The following is a 21,000-nucleotide window of genomic DNA, read 5'->3' on the forward strand; positions in this document are numbered from 1 at the left end:
GCCATAAAAAAACACCTCCCAAATGTTTTACATATAGCAAGCCCATTTTAGAGGTGTTTTATATTGTCTTATGATTAGGTTAGTCCATAGGAGATTCATCTTAATCTGTTTTTTTGTTTGAGATCTAATTTTAGCGTATAGGTAGGATAGAAGACTCAAATTTACGATAGTCTAAATATTCAGAAAATAAAAAGTTGACACCGTGTCATATATGATTGTAGTATTTATTTAGTTCCGGAACAACTAAATTTCACAATTTTTCAGCTTCAACTTATTTGTCACCTATACAATCTACATGTCTTTAGTAAAATGCTCTTACGCTTTAAAAAATTCATAGATTTCTAGGGGGATTGCGTTGATGAAAAAAATTAAGTTACATCCTTTTCTGAGTAATTCAGCTTTTGCCTTTCTTATGATGGCCATTATTTTCTTCTTGTCTTTAGGCATTGCCTTTGCGAACGATGAAGCTAAAAAAGAAGAAAAGCAGGAAGCACCGCGCACAGGTCTGAACAAAAATGCACCTGATGCACCGCTGCCAAATAAAACGGAAGGCACAACAAAGCTTTTACCAGGTGAACCAAAAGAGCCCGCGCCTGACAGCTGGGGCTATGATGCGAAGACAGGGATTTTCACTCACCCAGCCGCAACACCGGATAATGAAGGTCCACAACCATTTGAAGGGAGTTTGCCTTATCTAGATCAAAATCAATATACAAAAAATATGAATGTAGAAGCATTCTATCCATACGTTATTGGTTGGGGACATAGCTGGCAAGCTACATTCGATCTAGACGGTCGTCGCTATTTATACGATCTTGAAACAGATATGTACAATGTATTCGATATTACAGATCCTAAAAATGCCAAGCGTATCGCCAATAAATTAATTGACACAGATAAGGGAGACAAACGCTTCGGTCCAATGACAGTAAAATACAATAAAAAGTTGGACAAAACAATTGCCGTTCAATGTTACGAAGTACCACGTTATGGTGTTCTATCGAATAAGTATGAATACCCTGAGCAAGTTAAGGCTATTAAAGAAAAAGAAATGCTGCGTGGATTCCGCATTTTTGAAGTGACAAGCCCATTATTTTCAGAATGGGAGCTGCTATCTGAAACACCTTTAGATGCCAAAGCAAATGCAAGTGACCTTGTACAAGAAGGCTCTGGCTGTCAAGACGTACCTGTCTATGATGGTGGAGATTATTTATTTGTTGCAGGTGCACCTGATGATTCCTTCATCAATACAGAGTATAAAAGCTATTTATACTCAGGCGCACAAATGGCCTTTGATATTTCAGACCCGTCTAATCCGAAACGTCTTTCAACTTGGTGGGTGCCAGGTCAACGTGTAGGCGAAGAAGCAGCCTATAATAAAAACCCCCACGCTGGCAACAAAACAACATGGATGGGTGCTCGCATGCCGCTATTTATTCCGACACCTGTAGAAAAGGGTGGCAAATACGGCTATGCAGCAATGGGTGGCTTTGGGTTTTATATTGTCGACATATCCGATCCGGCAAATATGAAAACGGTTTCACATATTGACATGCCAATGAGTGTTAGCGGTACTGAAGGGGATAATATTGACGTTTCCAAAGTCGAAAGCACAGGCATTGTTTACTATAGCGGCTATCCACTTAGCGAAGACTGCCATGAGCCTTATAAGGAAATTTACGCAATCGATGTCAACAATCCGCTTGAGCCTAAAATCATTAGTACGTTAAAACGCCCGACACCACCAGAATCAGCACCATTCACAGACTTTTGCCAACGTCGCGGCAGCTTTGGACCGAAGCGGAGTGGCTATGCAACCATTAATCCAGGTGTTCCGAGCGACCAATATATCCCTTACGCCTTCTACAATGCAGGTGTCCAAATTTTTGACGTAACCAACCCAACAGAATCAACAATCGAAGCATACTTTGTGCCGAAAATGTCTGGAGAAATTCCAAATGAAGATGGCACAACTACAACAAGCGACCATTCTAATCCGGTACACGGCATTTTCGTCGAATGGGACCGAAATTTAATTTGGGCATTTTCAAACCATGGCATGTATGCCCTATCTACACCTTTACTCGGTGACCCGGTCATCGGTTTACCGAAGCCCGTAGAGGAGGATAAACAAACGCAAAAAAGTAAAAAGTAAATTTAAAAAACCGAACGACTATTGGAAAGTCGTTCGGTTTTTTTAGTATTTGGGCATGCGATGTTCGGAAATGAATTGGATTTACGCCAAGTTTTTTTGGACACCAAGCGGCTTGATTCGCCACTTATGTGAAAAGCTTAAATACGAGATTGCCATAACAGCTTACGTTCTAATCATTTCATAAAAAAAACCTCCAACTACATTCGTTTCCATAATTGTCCCATGTCAGTTTAATTCGTTGAAGGTGTGTTGTATTTGGCGCTTACCCATAGATTACATGAACGTTTATTACTTTATTTGTCGATGCTTCAAATCTAAAAACATAAAACTTCAACTATTTTATTGCTTTGCTGGAACAAACCCATTTTCCACTGCATCTTCCTCAGTACAGAACATTTCTTCTGCTACTGTATTGTCATAATCCCGTTGTCCTGGCATATGGTATATTTTATTACCTTTGGAATTAATATTCCCTTTAATTTTACAGCTCTCATTACTGCTAGTATTATTTGAGTCATCTTCATCTGCTTTAGTTGGATTTTCATCTTTCACAGCATCATAATACGCTTCTTTATCATAACCGCGATTTGTTACATAGTCTTCAACTGACCAAATACCAATAGCAGATTGTTGCGCAGTTTTTTGAATGGATTTAAACCAATCGACATGCTTTGTATTTGGATCATAAATATAAGCCACGCGTGCTAATCCATTTTTCAATAGTTGCTCTTGAACACTAATTCCATCTTTCGTATATACATATGCTAGTAATCTTTTATATTTATCCCGATACGAAACATCAAATTCTAAATAAACTGTATCTTGTCCAGCTAGTAGTTGCTTTGCAAATTCTTTCGCTTCTGGCCCAAAAGGTTGTACTCCTAACGTTTCGTGATTCGTTTCAGGAGTATCTACAAGTAGAAAACGCACTTTTTCAGAGCTACCATTATATTTTATTCTTATTGTGTCGCCGTCAATTACATCCTGTAGCTCATATTCTTCAAATTTACTTATATCATGCTTTTCAGCAGTTTCCTTTGTTGAAGCTACAATTCCTTGTATATCTTCAGCTTTACCACTTACGGTGCTAGATTCTTCTGTACATCCACTAATAATCAATGTTGAAAAGAACAAAGCTAATAATAATTTTTTCAATTCAATATCCTACTTCCTTAAAGTTAAACTATATTTTTAAATTCCATACACTTATTTCTCTAAAATCAAAAATCCTCAGTTATTTTAAACTGAAGATTTAAAATTTATCTGAATATTAAATACAAAATAACAGCAAAAATAATTGTTCCGCTAGTAATTAACGTTTTAATATCTTTGTCACTCATTTTCAGTACCTCTCTTCTTACATCATTATTACAAAACTTTATTTAATTATATTATCAATAAAGTCGACTAATATCACAATGAATTTGATTTGTCTTCTGAAGAATTTTTCAATTTTACTCCGAGTATGACTCTACCAATAAAAAATCTTCCGTCTCAAATAAAATATCAAGCTATGTTATGCAAGTTATGTAGATGGTGGAACATTGCTAATAGGTCATAAAAATTACTAAACACTATAACGTCAAAGGGGATTACTGTCGTTGATTTCCGTTACGGGCGCGCTTTCCGCGGGTACATCGTAAGCCGCAACTCTCGCTTACGCGCGGTTTGTTGCGTCTTACGTTTTGTGCTGTTCCCGCAGGAGTCGACGCCCTTCACTTCAATCAACTTAATAAGCACGAAAAACAGGCTACTTTCAATAAAAAATTTGTGGTCATGGCATAAAAAGGTTTAGTCGAAATAAATATAAAAGACTTCTGCCGTTGATTTCCGTTACGGGCGCACACTTTCCGCGGGCACATCGTAAGCCGCAACCCTCGCTTACGCGCGGTTTGTTGCGTCTTACGTTTTGTGCTGTTCCCGCAGGAGTCGACGCCCTTCACTTTAATCAACATAAAAAAACAACAAAGGCATCAAGATTGAAACTTCTTGATACCTTTTGTCATTATAAGCTCTCCCAAAACTTTTGAGAGGCTCTTTATTTAAATAATATTTTAAATTTCATTATGTGGTTTTGGTTTTGGACCAAGCTCTTCTGGCTCAATATCTGCAAATGTTTCGCCTTCTTCTTCTAAGTCACGCATACGGTGAGCAATACGTGAAGCTGCAGAAGCCGCAATACTGCCAACTAAATCATCTAAAAATGTATTAACATGATGTCCTGGCTCTGTGTCGAGTTTTTTTATGATACCGATTTTTTGTTTATCTAAATGTCCAAATGTTGTTACAGCTATACTTCCATATGTAAACACAGACCCCAGCGCAATTGTTTCATCTACTCCGAATAATCCTTCATCGGATTCGATAATTTGTTGAAGAGGTGATGATAATAGCCCTTTTTCAGCTAATTCATCTAGCTCTATTCCAACTAATACAGCATGCTGGACTTCACGTTTACGCAATACACGTTCAACCGAATGAATACAATGCTCTAATGTTAACCCTACATTATAGGATTTTTGCATTTCATAAACAATTTCAGCAATGTCCTCTAACTCTACACCACGACGAATTAGTGCAGCTTGAGCTGCTTTCGCCACTTCTTCTGAATGTACGCGAATACTTTTATCATGCATAACTAACCCTCATTTCAGATTTTTTGCTAGTATAACGCTAGCCCAACCTATTATACCTTTACTTACGTAATATGGTACAATTTTGTCACAAACACATGAAGGAGTGTCATCATTGGATAAGGGAACTGTACAAGATTTAAAATTCTATAGTGAAGCATTGCAGGAGGAATTAGAGCTATATATTTATGTCCCTGCTAATTATTCTCCACTATACAAATATAATATTTTAATCGCATCAGACGGTAAGGACTATTTCCAACTAGGAGGTATTACAAAACTAGCCGATGAACTTATCGATGACTATGAAATCGAGAATTTAATCATTGCATTTGTTCCATATAAAGATATTAAAGATCGCCGTCATAAATATATTCCGAGTGGTGAACAACACGAAGCCTATTTGCGCTTTCTAGCACATGAACTTGTTCCTTATTTGGATGCTGAATATGCAACATACCAGATGGGTATGAGCCGTGCTGTCATCGGTGATTCTATGGCTGCAACCGCTTCCTTAATGGCTGCTTTAAAGTACCCAAGCATTTTTGGAAAAGTTATTTTGCAATCACCTTATGTTGATGAAGATGTACTGAAAGCTGTTGAACACTTCAAAGATCCAGGGGCAATTTCTATTTATCATATCGTTGGCAAAAACGAAGATAAAGTTGTAACAATGGATAAAACTATAAAAGATTTCTTAACACCAAATCGTCAGTTGCATAATCTTATGTTAAGCAAAGGCTTTTCTACATTTTATGAAGAGTTCGATGGAAATCATACATGGAAATATTGGAAACCTGATTTAAGACGTGCATTAATTGAAAATTTCAATTAATGTTGGGCGATTCAAATTACGTATTTTTAATTTTCTGTTATACTTAGATAGAAAAATTGTTTATTTACGGGAGGTAATGGACTATGAAGTACGGAATTGTGGCTTTTCCATCAAAAAAATTGCAAGATTTAGCGAACACGTATCGCAAACGTTACGATCCGCATTATGCAAAGATTACACCGCATATGACGTTAAAGGACAGCTTTGATGCAACGGAAGAGGATATTCAATCCATCGTGAAGCAATTAGATGACATTGCTGCCAATCATGCACCTTTAAGCATTCACGCATCACGCATTAGTTCGTTTTTCCCAACAACAAATGCGATTTATTTCCGCATCGAACCAACTCAACAATTACAAGCATTCCATCGTGTGATTGAAGAAAAAATTCCTTTTGGGGATTCTAAACATGTTTTTGTCCCACACATTACAATTGCACAAAAAATGACTGATTCAGAGCATGATGATATTTTTGGCCAACTCCGCATGACAGGGGTTGATGAAAAAGATAGTATTGATCGTATTCATCTTTTATATCAATTGGAAGATGGGTCATGGACAACATATGAAACATTCCGATTGACTGGAGCTGAATAATTTTTGTATAACGTTAAGATAGTTGAAACAGAGAAAGAACATGACGATGCATTTGCTGTTCGAAAAAAGGTTTTTGTAGAGGAACAGGGTGTTCCACTTCATTTAGAATGTGATGCGCAAGATGAAACTGCAACACATTTCATTATGTATGAGGGCGATGAACCTGTTGGTGCTGCTCGTCTTCGTAGCATTGAAGAGCATACTGCAAAAATTGAACGCGTATGTATTTTGCAAAGTCAGCGTGGCAAAAAACTGGGTGCCCTAATAATGAAGGAAATGGAAAACTACGCGACTTCCATTGACCAGAAGAAATTAAAACTCCATGCGCAAAGCTACGCTGTTCCTTTTTACGAAAAGCTTGGCTATACGGTAACATCTCCAGAATTTATGGATGCCGGTATACCACATCGAGCAATGGAAAAAATAATTTAATTAATAGGTGTTACGATATGCCAAAGCATAATCGTAACACCTTTTTTTGAAGCTAGTTTTCTATTTTAAGTAGCTATTTAAGCTCTTTTATATACTAAATAACGCTAGCTTTCAGCATTACTTCATCATTTTAGCAAGCTTGTCGAAGTCTAGTGAAGCACCATCTTGAATAATAGACTTTACTATTTTATCTTCAAGCTCTTGTGTGATTTGTCTATTAGACACTTTGCCGACACGACGTACAATTTTTCTTACTTGTTTTTCATTGGTAAAATCAGCATGTTGAATTGCATTTGCTAATGCAAAGATTTCATCCATTGAAACGCCTGTCTTTTGCTCAATCGAATTAAAAAACGAGCGATGCATGTTCCCCCTCCTATCAATTCCACCTCAACATCATTGTCGCTAATGATTTGTAGCCCATAGCTTTTGTACAAAACATCTATGACAACTGTTGGAGGCTTTAACCTAATTTAGTAAGTTATTTATATACTCACAGAATTGAAGTTAAAGCCTAAATAATATAAAACTTTTTATCAATCACTAATAGCTAGAAAATTAGTTAACGAAAGTAGCACCAACAATAATTAGAAGAATGAATAGGACAACTATTAAGACAAATGTTGAGCCATAGCCACTATTGTTATTACCTCCACAATAATTATTGTTCCAGCTATTCATCCCTGCATAAGGTTGTGCACACCAGCCCTGATATCCCATAAAAGCACCCCTCCCTTCTACAACCTATAATATGTAAAGTTGCAGATTAGAGAGGGGTATTCGTCTAGTCAATATTCCCTTTTGGTTTAAAAATTAATGCTCCTATAAATCCGAAAACAATAGCAGCGCTGATTCCTGAGCTTGTTACTTCAAACATTCCAGTTAACACGCCTACTAATCCATGTTTTTCTGCTTCCGCCATTGCACCATGTGTTAAAGAGTTACCAAATGATGTAATAGGTACTGTGGCACCTGCACCCGCCATATGAATGAGCGGCTCGTATAAACCCATTCCATCTAAAATGGCACCAACGACAACTAACGTACTTAATGTATGTGCTGGTGTCAATTTACCAACATCCATTAATAATTGACCGATAACACAGATAATGCCTCCTATAATAAATGCAAAAATAAATGTCGTAACCATGCTTTTGCCTCATTTCATTGTAATTTCTATCGCATGTGCCGTACATGGAATTGTTTCTTTTTGCTGGAATGAAAGTGGAGATAGTAGCGCACCTGTCGCTACAAGAAGCACTCGTTTATATGTGCCTGCTCGGAGTTCTTGAATAACATAACTAAAAAAAACAGCCGCTGAACAACCTGCTCCACTTGCCCCAGATTGAAATGCTTCATCTTGACCGTAAAATTCTGCTCCAGCATCGCGTAAAAGTGTTAGTTCTTCATTTTTTATGCCACTCTCTACAAGCATCCCTTTAAGAAGTTTTAAGCCAAGCTGTCCTAAATCACCCGTTAAAATTAAATCATAATGATATATTTCTTGCTTGCGGTCCTCAAGATGTGACTTAATCGTTTGAAAGGCTGCAGGTGCCATTGCAGCGCCCATATGAAATGGATCATCCATTCCATAATCAATAACCTTTCCAACCGTCGCCGCTTCAATAAATGGAGCGTCTTCTTGATGTTTTCCAATAAGCGCATACCCAGCAGCCGTTACTGTCCACTGCGCCGTTTGAGGTTTTTGCGCCCCATAATTGATAGGATAGCGAAATTGGCGTTCTATCGCATTATGCTGACTTGAAGCACCGGCAATTGATAAATTCGCTGCTCCAAGCTCAGTTAAAAGGCTAGCTACAATAACAGCAGAAACAGAGGTAGCGCATGCTGAAAATAATCCGATAAATGGGATGGCTAATTCCCTTGCAGCAAAATTAGTAGGTGTCATTTGATTAACTAAGTCGCCACCTAACAAAAAATCGACTTCTCCAGTTGAAATGCCACCTTTTTTCATCACAATTTCACATGCTTCTTCAATCATTTTTCGATGGCCTTGTTCATTTGTTTCCATTTGCCAGCGCTCATCGTCGTAGATTGTATCAAAATATTGTTTAAAAGTACTACGGTCTTCTAACGGTCCTGCCACCACGCCACCAGCTAACAACGATGGTTTTGATGGAAATATGATTACCATGAAACCACCCCTATCGTCACAAGAATATATTTAATAAGTGCTACAAAAAATGCAGATACTACTCCAAATAACACGACAGATCCAGCTAATTTAAATAAGTTACCGCCAACACCAAGTACGAGACCTTCAGATTTATGTTCAATTGCAGCCGATATAACGGCGTTACCAAACCCTGTAACTGGAACTGCCGAACCAGCTCCAGCGAATTGACCAATTTTTTTGTATAAACCTAAGCCAGTCAAAATCATTGCGAAAAACACCATTGTTGCTACCGTTGGATTCCCAGCAGTTGCTTCCGTGAAATTAAAGAAAACGATATAAAAAAGAGAAACTGCTTGTCCGATTGTACAAATTAGACCTCCTACTACGAATGCTTTTACAGCATTTTTTAAGTAGGGTGGAGTCGGTGTTATATTTTGCTCAAGTTTTTGATATTGCTCTTTTTCCATTATGTTTCCTCCTTTGCAAGCTTCTCTAGCTCATTAATTTTTTCGCTTAGTTTATTATCTTCAAGTTGATCCTTTTTTATTTTATTTGCTTCATAAAATATTTTATAATCAGCTGAAACGAAAATTTCTTTGTTAGGGTATTTTTCATCAAACTTCTTTTGTAGTTTTTTCTCTAATTTAGTCTTGTTCCATTTTTTTATTGGTTTAATTTGCACTGCTACAAGCATTTTATCGTCATATTGAATAACAGTTGTTTTTTCAACAAATTTTTCTTCTTTTAATAAGGACTCAAGCTCTTCTTCATTTTGCGGAGAACCATAGACAATAAATTTTTCTTTTTCCGTGCATCCAATAAGCAATGTCATACAGACTAAAAGAGGCAACATCATTCTTAATAACCTCAAGTATTTACCCTCCTTTTCTTCTCAGTTTCTCCACACAGAAAAAAACTATTCATTTGAATAAGTAAACGAAAGCCCGATTCCATTTTCTAAAAGTACATATTGTAGAAGTAGTTAGAAAGAAAGGAGGTGACGATATGGGTTGTGGTAAACCAACAAATCCTATTGGACCTATCCATTCAGCAGGCTGCGTTTGTGACGTAGTTCGTGCAATTTTAGATATTCAAAATCAAGCGGTGCGAGATGAGTGTTCCCCATGTACAGCAAATTGTTTCTTAGAACCACTAGGCGGGATTGTAAGTCCTGCACGTTCAGCAGCAGATACACGCGTATTCATGTTAATTACAAAAGACGGTACTCCATTTAAAGCATTCTTTAGCTCACCATCAGCAGATCCATGTAAATGTACATCAGTATTTTTCCGTGTCGAAGATATGTTTGATGAATGCTGTGCTACTTTACGTGTTTTAGAACCTTTATGTACTTATGACTCTACTGAAAGCACAGTTGACTTATTAAGTCGTGATGGCTGCTGCGTCAATATGAAGAAAATTTGTAAAGTAGATGATTGGAACTCAACTGATAGCTGTATTACTGTGGATTTATCTTGTTTCTGCGCTGTACAATGTATCGCTGATGTTGACTTAGGGATTTGTGATTAAGTCTTTCTCCTTTGACACACTACACATAAAAAAAAAGTGTACAGCATCCTCTGCTGTACACTTTTTTTATAATGTTGGCAATTGTTTCCCACGCCATAATATTTGTTCGATATCTTCAAAGTGAATTATTTCTTGCGTATTAAATTCCCTCGACGTTAACATAAGTGAATCTAATTGCATATCTGAGGCAGTTCCACTCAACTTTCTGCCATCTTTCAAACTTATTAATAATGGCTGATAGGCCTTCTGACGAAACGGTTTTTCCAAAAACTGTAACTGTTTAATTATATATTCATCCATTTGATCTTGTACTTGTATTTCTACTTTTTCTTCAATTTGTTTTGGCAGCATTTCGTCTTCACTCGACTCGTTTTCATATTGATCCCTTACGTACACAGACGTACTTTCATCCAAATCAAGCTCATGCAGCATTTTGGAAATGTTTAAGAAATAAGTTGGTGATTTTATATATAAGCGTGGCTCTCGCTCCACAATTATCACTTCCCTTTTTTCCCTACAATATGCAAAAATGAAGAAATTGGTTCTTAGCCTATTTGACTTAAAAACATTGTCGCTAGTCCTAAATAAATTAAAATACTCGTAATATCATTTAACGTTGTAATAAACGGACCAGATGCAACAGCTGGATCAATTTTCATGCGATGCATCAATAAAGGGATAAATGATCCAGCAAGAGTTGCCACTAAAATTGATCCACAAATAGCCGCACCTACAAGCATGCCTAATATTAATTCGTTTTTCCATATATATACAATACCGATAACAATGATACCACAAACAATACCAGTCAAAATTCCAGTACCAGCCTCTCGAAGTAACAGTTTCATTTTGCTATGTTCTTCAACGTCACCTGTAGCAATACCTCGAATGGCAACAGCCAATGCTTGTGTCCCACTATTCCCCGATGTACCCGAGATGAGGGGAATAAAGACCGCCAGTAGTGCAACCTTATCTAATGTATCTTCAAACTGCCCCATTAAATTCGCTGTTAGCATACCTAAAAACAATAATACGACAAGCCATGGCAATCGTTTTTTCGCTGCTTGCCAAGGACTTGTATCAAATTTATCCATATCTGAAATACCCGCTAATTTAGAGTAATCCTCAGATGCTTCTTCATCAATAACATCGATAATATCATCAACTGTAATAATCCCCAAAAGCTCACCTTTATCATCAATAACCGGTGTCGCCAAGAAATTATAATCTTTCATAATTTGTGCTACTTCCTCTTGGTCATCTCCAACATGTACCATTACAACTCGTTCATTCATAATTGAGCGAATAAGTGTATCTTCGTCAGCAATAATTAAATCACGAAGAGAAATAACACCTGTAAGTCGATGAACTTCATCTACTACGAAAATATAATAAATCGTTTCGGCATTCGGTGCCTCTTTACGTAATATCGCCATGGCCGAACGAACTGTAGAATTTTCAGGAATGGCCACGTATTCAGTTGTCATAATAGAACCAGCTGTATATTCATCATAGCTCAAAAGCTCATTAATCTCTCCAGCTGTTTCTTCATCCATCATGCCTAAGTAGCTTTCTCGTTGCTGAGTATCCAGCTCATTTAAAACGTCTGCGGCATCATCCGCATACATATGGGAAAGCATTTCCGCACCATATGCTGGATCCATCTCTGCTAAATATGCTTTATATTCATCATCATCTAATTCGATTGCCTCAAAAATATCAGCCATTTCCGTCGGAGACAAGTACGAATAGATGATCTTTCGTATATCAGGCTCCACCTTTTCATAAAACGTTGCCTGATCATATGGATGAAGTTCTAAAAACTCATCACGGAATGCGGTAATATCATTGGTCTCGAGCATACCTCGTAAATGTGCCTCGTCGAATTGCACATCATCCTTTTCATTTCTTTCCTCTATCATGCTTGTCCCCTCCTTCCGAGCGTTGAATTCATTTTACATACGTTGATGTAAATCTACCTTTTATATAATAGTGTGCATGTACTGTTTGTGCAAACTCTTTTTTTAGATAACATCAACTTTCTACTATACTATACCCTACAATTGGTTATTTTTCTGTTAACATGCTATTAAGATAATTATTTTTAGTAAAAATGATAAGGAGATGCCCGATTTTGCGAACACCTCCTCAATTATTTAATATTTGTTTCATATCATCCTTTATCGGACTAGTGAAATATTGCTTCTCTTTTGTTAGAGGGTGCTGCAAACATAACGATACGCAATGTAATGCTTGCCGATCTATCAGTTCGCGACTCCCTCCATATAAATCATCACCAACGAGCGGATGACCTAAATAACTCATATGCACACGAATTTGGTGTGTTCGACCTGTATGCAACTTTAGGCGAATATGAGTCATCGGCTCTCCTTGAACAGAAAAACGCTGTAATACTGTTACATCCGTATGAGCATATTGGCCATCCTGTCGTACCTCACGCTCAATAATGCTCGATTCTTTTCGTCCAATGGGCGCCACGATAGACTGCCAATCTTCTGTTAAATGTCCATGTACAATTGCTTCATATTCACGTGACACTTCACCAAGGCGTTGGGCTAGACCCATTAGATGATGAATATGCGCATGTTTTGCAATGCATAACAAGCCAGATGTATCCCGATCAAGTCTTGTCACAACATGAATAGTAGAAGCTAAACTCTGTTGTTCGAAATAGCCGCAAACATCATTTGCAATACTTTTAGTTGGATGCTCACGAGATGGAATGGTACTTTGATGTGCTGGTTTATCGAGCACTAACAGAGCCTCATCCTCGTAAATAACAGCAAGCTTGCCATATTCAATAGCAAGCCCATCACTTTTCTCTTCTGGTGGAAATTTTACTTCTATCTGATCGCCTATATGAAGAGGGTAACGTACATTTTGTTCGGTACCATTGACCGTCAATAAGCCCCCTTCAAATTTAATAGCTGTTAAGGCTCGTTTGGATATTTGCCATTCTGCTAAAGCTTCACGTAATAATTGGCCATCCTTTTCAGCTAAAAAACGGAGCGTAAAACGTGTATCGCTATTATTCATTTGCAACAAATGACTCATGCACACGTTCCCAGAATGGAAAAGGTCTAAAGCGTGCAAAGCGGACTTTTTCATTGGCTACATTAAAAGCAATGGATTTCACATCGCCTTGTGTAACTTGAATATGATCAACTGTCATATTAAAGTTTTGCTCATTGACTGGACGTAAAACACAGTGATGATGTGCTGGTAAAATCAATGGTGAGCCAACCGTACGGAAAACACGATTATTTATAGATGCTATTTCAGTAATTTGAAGTGCCGCTAATGTTGGATGAATAATAGCTCCTCCAAGAGCTTTGTTATAGGCTGTACTACCTGAAGGAGTCGAAACACAAAGACCGTCGCCACGGAATCGCTCAAACTGATTCCCGTTTAACTCTACATCCATTACGAGCGTAACATCCGGTGATTTCACCGTCGCTTCGTTTAACGCCAAATAAGTATTGGAATCAGTATTATGATGCTCCACTTTTACTTCCAGTAAAGGATACTCAACAACATTAAAATCCTTCTTGGCAATGGATAACACCAATTTCTCTAATTCCGAAGGCTTCCAATCCGCATAAAATCCTAAATGACCTGTATGAATACCGACAAACGCAACCTGATCTAGCAGATGTGAGTAGCGATGGAAGGCATGTAATAACGTTCCGTCCCCACCTATTGATACAACAATTTCAGGCGTCTCTTCGTCATATGTTAATCCAAAGTCTTGCAAATATGTTTTTGCTAGCTCCATTAATTCATTCGATTGTGCATCTCTACGTGATTGAATGGAAAATTTCATTGTGAGTCACGCTCCTTCTCTGATAGTAAACTAGGATTCGATGCCTCTTTATATTCACTAAAATAGGCCTGTGCTTCTTGGATTTCACTACGGATCGATGACATTTCTTCATCCAATCGGAATGCAGCCTCTGCGGCACTTTGCAGACGATTTTTTATTTCCTCTGGAAACATGCCTTTGTATTTGTAATTTAGTGAATGTTCTATTGATGCCCAAAAATTCATAGCTAATGTACGAATTTGAATCTCAGCTAGCACTACCTTTTTTCCTTGAATGGTTTCAACGGGGTATTCAACAATCATATGATGTGAACGGTAACCACTTGGTTTACTATGGGTGATATAATCGCGCTCTTCAACAACGCGCATATCCTTACGTTGCCTTATTAGCTCTGTCACCGTCGAAATATCATCTACAAATTGGCACATAATACGAACACCCGCAATATCGCCAAGCTCGTCGCCAAGTTGTTTCGAAGGTTCAAAGGCTAGTCCTTTTTCTAACGTTTTATCGTAAATGCTTGCCAGTGGCTTTACTCGTCCTGTGACAAATTCTATTGGTGAATTTGCATTGACAATGCCAAACTGGGAACGCATACCTTTTAATTTTATTTTTAACTCATCTACTGCTTGTTTATAAGGACTTAAAAAAATCTCCCATTGTCCCATCGCTAAAACCTCCCGACATTCGGTATCGAACAAAAGCAATACCGTCTGTTCGTTTTGTCTTTTTATTCAGCGAGAACTGCCTTGAAGTGTTGTTCCACTGCCTGAACAAATTCTGCTCCGTAATTGTAATTTCCTTCAATATTATACACGAGCATTTCCAATTCATCGTAAAAATTTGTAAGTTCAATAACTTCCTCATCTATTTTTAACATTGGGTTTTGCTTAGCTTGTAAAATATGTACAAGATTCTCCCAACTAGTTAGTGGAAAACGCAAATAATGATAGTCCTCTCCTGCATCAAGTAAATAAATAAAAGCAAAATCATCAGAGTCTGCAATTAATTGAGCAGCAGGCTTTAACTGTAAATTTTTATTATTGTCGTTTAAACTAAAATGAAGTTGCTGGTTTTCAAAATAAAATGATTCTATTGTATATATTTTACGCACATGTGGGTCCCCTTTTCGTCGTTCTCTTCCTCTTATTTTATCATATGGGGTAAATAGTTGCAGTGTGTAATTGCAAAACTACAAGTAAACTATGGTTAAAAATCTATTACGTCTCGGTGTATTTGCATCCAGATTATTTTCGGGCCTACTTGAAAAGCTCTTCTTAAAATCTGTGACCGCCGCATGGAACCTTAAAGTTGATTCCGCAGGGGTTTAAGCCTTCACTGAATCAATTGTATATGTGGCTGACTTCAGCTAAATCAAGTTTAAATACTAATAATAAAGGGTGAGCATACATGGCACAACAACTTGAAATTGAATTTAAAAATGTGTTAACCAAACAACAATATGAGCAATTGCTAGAAGATTTCCAAATCAAAAAAAATGCTATTCATCGTCAAACAAATCATTATTTCGACACACCATCTAATGCTATTCGAAAATTGCAAAGTGGGCTTCGTATTCGAATAATAGACAATTATTATGAATGTACATTAAAAGAAAAATCTTCAAAACATGTACATGTAGAGACGACGGACGAATTAACAGCAGCGCATGCCGAAAAAATGCTTGCAGGTCAAGGCTTTTATGCGCCTGAAGTTGCAAAAAGACTAGCGATACACAATATTCCATTAGAGCAATTAGCAGTGTTCGGTTCACTTACTACAGACCGTGTCGAAATTCCTTATAAAGACGGACTTCTTGTATTTGATCATTCTTTTTATTTGCAGTGTGACGATTATGAGGTAGAATATGAAACAAAAGATGAAATAAAAGGAAATGCAATCTTCGACGAATTTCTACAGCAATATGGTATAGAAAAACAAATTGCTGAAAAAAAAATCGCCCGCTTTATGAAAGCACTACAATCAATTAAGAAACAATAATTACAGCTACTTACTTAATAGTACAAACGAAAGGGTGACCAACTAATTGGATATCCAATCTTTAAGAACGATGCTTGAAATTCAAGCACTGCAAACACTTGGTTCTACAGATAATACTTCATCCAATTCTTTCACAAACAGCAATTCATTATTTTCTGATATGATTGATGAAATGTTAGGCGATGCCACAACAACTAACAGTGCAAAATTATCTAGTCTACTTGGAATGAGCTCATCAAGCTCAACAAATTTCATGGATCAGCTTAGTAGTTTAACAGGCATGTCTGGAGGAACTACAAATAGCTCGCTTCAATCATTGCTCTATAGTGGATCAAATTCAGTATATATACCTGCTTCTATTCAAGCTACGTTAGCAAAAATGCAATCCAGCACTAGTCTTGATTCCTATGTATCAGATGATGTTATTGGATCAACTGCCTATGCAAATTCACTTGCTGGAGCAAACAAATACGGCGATATTATTGACAAGGCTGCAGCTACCTATAATGTACCTGCCAAGCTTATTGCAGCCGTTATAAAGCAAGAATCTAACTTTAACGCATTGGCTGTCAGTAATGCAGGAGCACAGGGCTTAATGCAATTAATGCCTAAGACAGCACAATTTTTAGGTGTAACGAATTCCTTTGATCCTGAACAAAATATTATGGCAGGCGCCAAATATTTGCGTCAAATGCTCGATAAATTTGATAATGATCCAACACTTGCGTTGGCAGCATATAATGCTGGTGCTTCTCGTGTAACAAAATATAATGGTATCCCACCATTTAAGGAAACACAGAATTATGTCAAAAAAGTGATGAATTACTACACTGTATAAATCGCATAAAACCTGTAATTACGGTCTTTTTCAGCAAATTTCACCCATGTTGGTGAAATTTGTGCTTTTCTAGCGAAAACATTTCCAAAGTGCTCTTTGTTTGTGTAAACGAATGGACGTTGATAGAATGAAGGTAGTCACAAGATATTCACATTTTTCTATTCAACATAGTATTAGCTAAAACTGTACATCAACATATTGATTTGCACTTTACGATATACTTCCTATAAAGAATAAAAGGAGCATTTACTTATGAGTCGAAAATACACTGTTCCTTATGAGGAGCTGGGCGCTGAAAAACTTTCTGAACTCATACATGCGTTCTATAAAAGAGTTGCACAGCATCCTGAACTTATACCAATCTTCCCAAAAGATTTAACAGAGACAGCACGCAAGCAAATTCAATTTCAAACACAGTATTTAGGTGGTCCAAATCTTTTTACTGAAGAGCACGGACATCCAATGATGCGTGCGCGTCATATGAATTTTCCAATTACACCCGATCGTGCCCAAGCTTGGCTAGAATGTATGGCTGAAGCAATGGATGAAGTTGGCTTGGAAGGGAAGTTCCGTGAAACCTATTACCACCGTTTAGTATTAACAGCTCATCACATGATTAATACACCTAATGACGATGAGGGGGAATTATTACGTGAATAATATTCAAATGTTGCAAGAACCAACACCGACGATTTCTACTGCTAATAAGCCAATTGAATTGTATATTTTCGTAGATCCACTTTGTCCTGAAGCTTTTAGTATGCAATCCATCATTCGTAAACTACAACTAGAGTACAATCATTATTTCTCATGGCGCATTGTCTTAAGCACAGAGCTTTCTTCACTTAATTGTCTGAGCAAGCGCATGAAAGGTTGTGAATCAGGGATTGAGCTGGATATTAATCACCCTGTTTTACCTTCTATAGCTATAAAGGCGGCAGAATTACAGGGGAAACGCGCAGGAGCTCGTTATTTATCGAAATTACAGGAATATGTTGTACTGAACCATCAAGATGTAAATTCCTATGCTACGCTTTTAAAAATAGCCGAAGATGTTCAATTAGATATGAATGAATTTGTAGTAGACTTTGGTTCAAAAGAAGCCGCACGCGCCTTCCAATGCGATTTGTATATAAAGCGGGAAATGGAAGTTGATGAAGTACCTAGTATCGTATTTTTCAATGAATGCATTGAGGATGAAGGTCTAAAAGTGAGTGGTAGTTATTCCTATGAGGTTTATGAACATATTTTAGAAGAGATGATGAACGAGCAACTTATACGCCAAACGTTACCAACGATCGAAGAGTTGTTTTCAAAGTTTCAAACACTTTCTACAAATGATATAGCTTTTATTTATTCATTAACAGAACAAGCAGCTGAACGTGAATTAAAAAAACGTATGCTTCAACAAAAGATAGAACGTATTCAAACAGATCACGCTACACTATGGCGTCTTAAATAATGCAATTATACTTATATTCCAAAAGGTTAGGAACTCGCTCATTATATGACAGAGACCTATCCTTTTTTTTGTTTTATAAAACTGGTAATTAGATTAATTGATTTTCTACTGCTAAGAAAAAGCAGTGCGTCAAAAACATTATTGATAGTGGAAAGATTGTTTCAATAGTCTTAGCAATAAAATAATGCACCACTAGCAAAAATAGTAAAAGAGATAGTTAGTAAAAAAACTACTAAAGACACAAAGACGTTTTGCTAATAGCAACAAAGACCTAAAATAAAAGAGACGCCTCTATCCTCGACAGATAGAGACGCCTCTTTTTCACAAAGGGGATGGGAGAAATGTTCACGTTCAAACAAAGGGGTGTATGTTTGTTTTGTGATTTATTTCACAAGATTCACTTTATCATGGAATAATAAATTAAGCAATGTATCCTGCTTTAGATTCACAAATTTGTCATATAGAAAGCGATTACAATACAGTATTTTTTCAAGATGGTTACTTTTTTTCATTTGTAAATCTAAGAAAATCATTATTAATTAAATTTTTCTAGAATGACCTATTCCACTTAGCAAAGAAAATGACTGTAGTAAGATTACTACAGCCACATAAATTAATTATTTAACAATAACTTTTCAAGTTCATTTAACCGTTGTTCAAATACGTTACAAGCATCATCAATTGGTTTTGCCACATTCATATCAACACCTGCTGCTTTTAGCACTTCAATTGGGAAGTCAGAGCAACCAGCTTTTAAGAAGTTATTAATATAACGTTCTACAGCAGGTTCACCTTCCTCCAAAATTTGCTTACTTAATGCAGTGGCAGCAGATTTTCCTGTAGCGTATTGATATACATAGTAATTATAATAGAAATGCGGAATACGTGCCCATTCCAGACCGATTTCCTCATCAATTACGATTGCATCTCCAAAATAGAGCTTATTTAAATTATAATATACTTCCGTTAAACGTTCCGCTGTTAATGATTCCCCATTTTTATCCATCTGGTGTATTATATGTTCAAATTCTGCAAACATTGTTTGTCGGAAAACCGTACTACGGAACTTGTCTAACCAATGGTTTAATAAATAAATTTTCTGCTGCGGATCTTCTATTGTTTTTAGCAGATAATCATTCAACAATTCTTCATTACATGTAGAGGCTACTTCAGCCACAAAAATTGAGTAATCCCCGTAGACATATGGCTGATTTTTACGTGTGTAATAACTGTGTACACTGTGTCCAAATTCATGCGCTAATGTGAATAAATTATCTACATTGTCCTGCCAGTTCATAAGAATGTAAGGATTTGTACCATAAGTACCAGATGAATAAGCACCACTAGTCTTACCTTTGTTTTCCATAACATCAACCCAACGATTATCGAAGCCACTTTGAACAATGCTTTGATACTCTTCACCGAGTGGTGCTAGCGCCTTCACTAAAATATCCTTAGCTTCCTCATATGGCACTTTCATGTCAACTTCCTGGACAAGTGGTGTAAATAAATCCCACATATGCAATTCATCCACACCTAATAACTTTTTACGCAAAGCAATATAACGCTGCATAGCTGGTAGATGCTTGTGAATTGTCTCTACTAATTGGTCATACACACTTTCTGGGATAAAGTTATTTGACATCGCAGCATGACGTGCAGAATCATAATTACGAATATTGGCACTTACGTTATGTTTTTTTACATTGCCTGTCAAAGTAGCAGCAAATGTATTTTTAAAATTGCCATACGTTTCATACATCGCTTTAAATGCTGCTTCACGCACTGTTCTATTTTTACTTTCTAAAAACTTAATGTAATTGCCATGTGTGAGCTGAACTTCTTCCCCGTCCTCATTTTTCACTGTAGGGAAAACTAAATCTGCATTGTTCAACATACCAAACGTATTTGAAGCAGTGCCTGTCACCTCAGCCATCTGCGCAAGTAATGCTTCTTGTTCAGCAGGTAATACATGAGGGCGAGTCATTGAAATTTCTTTTAATGATTGCTTGTATAATTGTAAATCTTGATTTTCTGCTAAATAGCTTTCGATTGTTTCTTCACTTAGCGATAAAATTTCAGGCGTTAAAAATGAGAGTGCCGTTGAAATATTTGTCGCTAGCGTTTGAATACGACCATACAAGTCTTGATACAAACTATTCGTTTTATCTTGGTCATTACGCATATGCGCATACGTATACAGTTTCATTGTACGCTGATAAATTTCATCGTAATAAGTTAATACTGCTAATAAGGCATCGGAACCATTTTTTAAAGTACCTGCATAGCTAGGTGCTTTTTTTGCCAGTTCTGCGACCTTCTTAAACTCCTCTTCCCATTGTTCATCAGTGGCAAAAATATCTTCCAATCGCCAAGTTAACTCTACTGGTACTTCATTTCTCATTAAAACTCGATTGCTGTTACTAGCCATGAGCCAGCCCCCTTTATATATGACTTTCCTTTACTCTAAACATTTTCTCAATATATTGCGACAATTGCAAATAATAATCTACCTACCTTTTCCTCCTCATGAG

The 21,000-nt window shown here is 37.0% G+C and carries 24 protein-coding genes; 9 read left to right on the top strand and 15 right to left on the bottom strand.

The features are described from left to right. Nucleotides 1-358 precede the first annotated feature (358 nt). Nucleotides 359-2,155, top strand: coding sequence for an LVIVD repeat-containing protein (locus NSQ74_RS22485; RefSeq protein ID WP_340826252.1), 1,797 nt, complete (start codon nucleotides 359-361; stop codon nucleotides 2,153-2,155). 339 nt (nucleotides 2,156-2,494) lie between these two features. Here NSQ74_RS22485 and NSQ74_RS22490 read toward each other — a convergent pair whose 3' ends face one another. Next, entirely contained in the window at nucleotides 2,495-3,310 is an 816-nt protein-coding gene (locus tag NSQ74_RS22490; protein WP_340826253.1) for a thermonuclease family protein, read from the bottom strand. An 899-nt stretch (nucleotides 3,311-4,209) separates the two neighbouring features. Then, a complete protein-coding gene (locus NSQ74_RS22495; protein ID WP_340826254.1) occupies nucleotides 4,210-4,791 on the bottom strand; it encodes a phosphatidylglycerophosphatase A family protein in 582 nt (193 codons plus the stop codon). 112 nt (nucleotides 4,792-4,903) lie between these two features. On the opposite strand from NSQ74_RS22495, the gene NSQ74_RS22500 reads away from it, so the two are divergent. The 3 genes from NSQ74_RS22500 to NSQ74_RS22510 all read left to right on the top strand — a co-directional run bounded on the left by NSQ74_RS22500 (nucleotide 4,904) and on the right by NSQ74_RS22510 (nucleotide 6,654). Next, the gene (locus NSQ74_RS22500; protein WP_340826256.1) at nucleotides 4,904-5,623 is read left to right on the top strand and encodes an alpha/beta hydrolase; all 720 of its coding nucleotides are present in this window, start codon (nucleotides 4,904-4,906) and stop codon (nucleotides 5,621-5,623) included. 83 nt (nucleotides 5,624-5,706) lie between these two features. Then, nucleotides 5,707-6,222, top strand: coding sequence for a YjcG family protein (locus NSQ74_RS22505; protein WP_340826258.1), 516 nt, complete (start codon nucleotides 5,707-5,709; stop codon nucleotides 6,220-6,222). A gap of 3 nt (nucleotides 6,223-6,225) precedes the next feature. Next, the gene (locus tag NSQ74_RS22510) at nucleotides 6,226-6,654 is read left to right on the top strand and encodes a GNAT family N-acetyltransferase (RefSeq protein WP_340826259.1); all 429 of its coding nucleotides are present in this window, start codon (nucleotides 6,226-6,228) and stop codon (nucleotides 6,652-6,654) included. Between the two features lie 117 nt (nucleotides 6,655-6,771). On the opposite strand, the gene NSQ74_RS22515 is transcribed toward NSQ74_RS22510, so the two are convergent. The 6 genes from NSQ74_RS22515 to NSQ74_RS22540 all read right to left on the bottom strand — a co-directional run bounded on the left by NSQ74_RS22515 (nucleotide 6,772) and on the right by NSQ74_RS22540 (nucleotide 9,662). Further along, nucleotides 6,772-7,020, bottom strand: a complete 249-nt coding sequence (locus NSQ74_RS22515; protein ID WP_340826260.1) for a stage VI sporulation protein F — start codon at nucleotides 7,018-7,020, stop codon at nucleotides 6,772-6,774. Between the two features lie 192 nt (nucleotides 7,021-7,212). Then, complete coding sequence (locus NSQ74_RS22520) at nucleotides 7,213-7,374, bottom strand: YjcZ family sporulation protein (protein WP_401009779.1); 162 nt, start codon at nucleotides 7,372-7,374, stop codon at nucleotides 7,213-7,215. A 64-nt stretch (nucleotides 7,375-7,438) separates the two neighbouring features. After that, complete coding sequence (gene spoVAE, locus NSQ74_RS22525; RefSeq protein ID WP_340826262.1) at nucleotides 7,439-7,804, bottom strand: stage V sporulation protein AE; 366 nt, start codon at nucleotides 7,802-7,804, stop codon at nucleotides 7,439-7,441. A gap of 9 nt (nucleotides 7,805-7,813) precedes the next feature. Next, nucleotides 7,814-8,809 (bottom strand): stage V sporulation protein AD, encoded by a 996-nt coding sequence (locus NSQ74_RS22530; protein WP_340826263.1) that lies wholly within the window; start codon nucleotides 8,807-8,809, stop codon nucleotides 7,814-7,816. Beyond that, complete coding sequence (spoVAC, locus tag NSQ74_RS22535; RefSeq protein ID WP_340826265.1) at nucleotides 8,803-9,258, bottom strand: stage V sporulation protein AC; 456 nt, start codon at nucleotides 9,256-9,258, stop codon at nucleotides 8,803-8,805. Before spoVAC ends, NSQ74_RS22530 begins: the two co-directional genes overlap by 7 nt. Next, nucleotides 9,258-9,662 carry a YhcN/YlaJ family sporulation lipoprotein gene (locus NSQ74_RS22540; protein WP_340826266.1) on the bottom strand — a complete coding sequence of 135 codons (405 nt, stop codon included), beginning with the start codon at nucleotides 9,660-9,662 and terminating at the stop codon, nucleotides 9,258-9,260. The genes spoVAC and NSQ74_RS22540 overlap by 1 nt, the downstream gene beginning before the upstream one ends. Before the next feature lie 134 nt (nucleotides 9,663-9,796). Here NSQ74_RS22540 and NSQ74_RS22545 point away from each other — a divergent pair, with 134 nt between their 5' ends. Next, on the top strand, nucleotides 9,797-10,321 hold the full coding sequence (locus NSQ74_RS22545; RefSeq protein ID WP_340826268.1) for a CotY/CotZ family spore coat protein: 525 nt from the start codon (nucleotides 9,797-9,799) through the stop codon (nucleotides 10,319-10,321). A 66-nt stretch (nucleotides 10,322-10,387) separates the two neighbouring features. Here the strand turns inward: NSQ74_RS22545 and NSQ74_RS22550 are convergent, their stop codons facing one another. The 6 genes from NSQ74_RS22550 to NSQ74_RS22575 form a co-directional block, all read right to left on the bottom strand. Further along, nucleotides 10,388-10,813, bottom strand: coding sequence for a hypothetical protein (locus tag NSQ74_RS22550; RefSeq protein ID WP_340826270.1), 426 nt, complete (start codon nucleotides 10,811-10,813; stop codon nucleotides 10,388-10,390). A 53-nt stretch (nucleotides 10,814-10,866) separates the two neighbouring features. After that, on the bottom strand, nucleotides 10,867-12,243 hold the full coding sequence (mgtE, locus tag NSQ74_RS22555) for a magnesium transporter (RefSeq protein WP_340826271.1): 1,377 nt from the start codon (nucleotides 12,241-12,243) through the stop codon (nucleotides 10,867-10,869). Nucleotides 12,244-12,469: 226 nt separating this feature from the next. After that, a complete protein-coding gene (locus tag NSQ74_RS22560; RefSeq protein WP_340826272.1) occupies nucleotides 12,470-13,396 on the bottom strand; it encodes an RluA family pseudouridine synthase in 927 nt (308 codons plus the stop codon). Beyond that, nucleotides 13,371-14,165, bottom strand: a complete 795-nt coding sequence (locus NSQ74_RS22565; protein WP_340826274.1) for an NAD kinase — start codon at nucleotides 14,163-14,165, stop codon at nucleotides 13,371-13,373. Before NSQ74_RS22565 ends, NSQ74_RS22560 begins: the two co-directional genes overlap by 26 nt. Then, a complete protein-coding gene (locus tag NSQ74_RS22570) occupies nucleotides 14,162-14,833 on the bottom strand; it encodes a GTP pyrophosphokinase (RefSeq protein WP_340826276.1) in 672 nt (223 codons plus the stop codon). Before NSQ74_RS22570 ends, NSQ74_RS22565 begins: the two co-directional genes overlap by 4 nt. Before the next feature lie 62 nt (nucleotides 14,834-14,895). After that, nucleotides 14,896-15,279, bottom strand: a complete 384-nt coding sequence (locus NSQ74_RS22575) for a UPF0738 family protein (protein ID WP_340826278.1) — start codon at nucleotides 15,277-15,279, stop codon at nucleotides 14,896-14,898. Nucleotides 15,280-15,575: 296 nt separating this feature from the next. On the opposite strand from NSQ74_RS22575, the gene NSQ74_RS22580 reads away from it, so the two are divergent. The 4 genes from NSQ74_RS22580 to NSQ74_RS22595 all read left to right on the top strand — a co-directional run bounded on the left by NSQ74_RS22580 (nucleotide 15,576) and on the right by NSQ74_RS22595 (nucleotide 18,466). Then, nucleotides 15,576-16,166 (top strand): CYTH domain-containing protein, encoded by a 591-nt coding sequence (locus NSQ74_RS22580; RefSeq protein ID WP_340826279.1) that lies wholly within the window; start codon nucleotides 15,576-15,578, stop codon nucleotides 16,164-16,166. 46 nt (nucleotides 16,167-16,212) lie between these two features. Continuing rightward, the gene (locus NSQ74_RS22585) at nucleotides 16,213-17,004 is read left to right on the top strand and encodes a lytic transglycosylase domain-containing protein (RefSeq protein ID WP_340826280.1); all 792 of its coding nucleotides are present in this window, start codon (nucleotides 16,213-16,215) and stop codon (nucleotides 17,002-17,004) included. 252 nt (nucleotides 17,005-17,256) lie between these two features. Then, nucleotides 17,257-17,664 carry a globin domain-containing protein gene (locus NSQ74_RS22590; RefSeq protein ID WP_173478079.1) on the top strand — a complete coding sequence of 136 codons (408 nt, stop codon included), beginning with the start codon at nucleotides 17,257-17,259 and terminating at the stop codon, nucleotides 17,662-17,664. Next, complete coding sequence (locus NSQ74_RS22595; RefSeq protein WP_340826282.1) at nucleotides 17,657-18,466, top strand: ClpXP adapter SpxH family protein; 810 nt, start codon at nucleotides 17,657-17,659, stop codon at nucleotides 18,464-18,466. The genes NSQ74_RS22590 and NSQ74_RS22595 overlap by 8 nt, the downstream gene beginning before the upstream one ends. Before the next feature lie 613 nt (nucleotides 18,467-19,079). Here the strand turns inward: NSQ74_RS22595 and pepF are convergent. Then, the gene (gene pepF / locus NSQ74_RS22600) at nucleotides 19,080-20,897 is read right to left on the bottom strand and encodes an oligoendopeptidase F (protein ID WP_340826283.1); all 1,818 of its coding nucleotides are present in this window, start codon (nucleotides 20,895-20,897) and stop codon (nucleotides 19,080-19,082) included. Nucleotides 20,898-21,000: the final 103 nt, after the last annotated feature.

The organism is Lysinibacillus sp. FSL W8-0992, from assembly GCF_038008685.1.
Classification (GTDB): domain Bacteria; phylum Bacillota; class Bacilli; order Bacillales_A; family Planococcaceae; genus Lysinibacillus.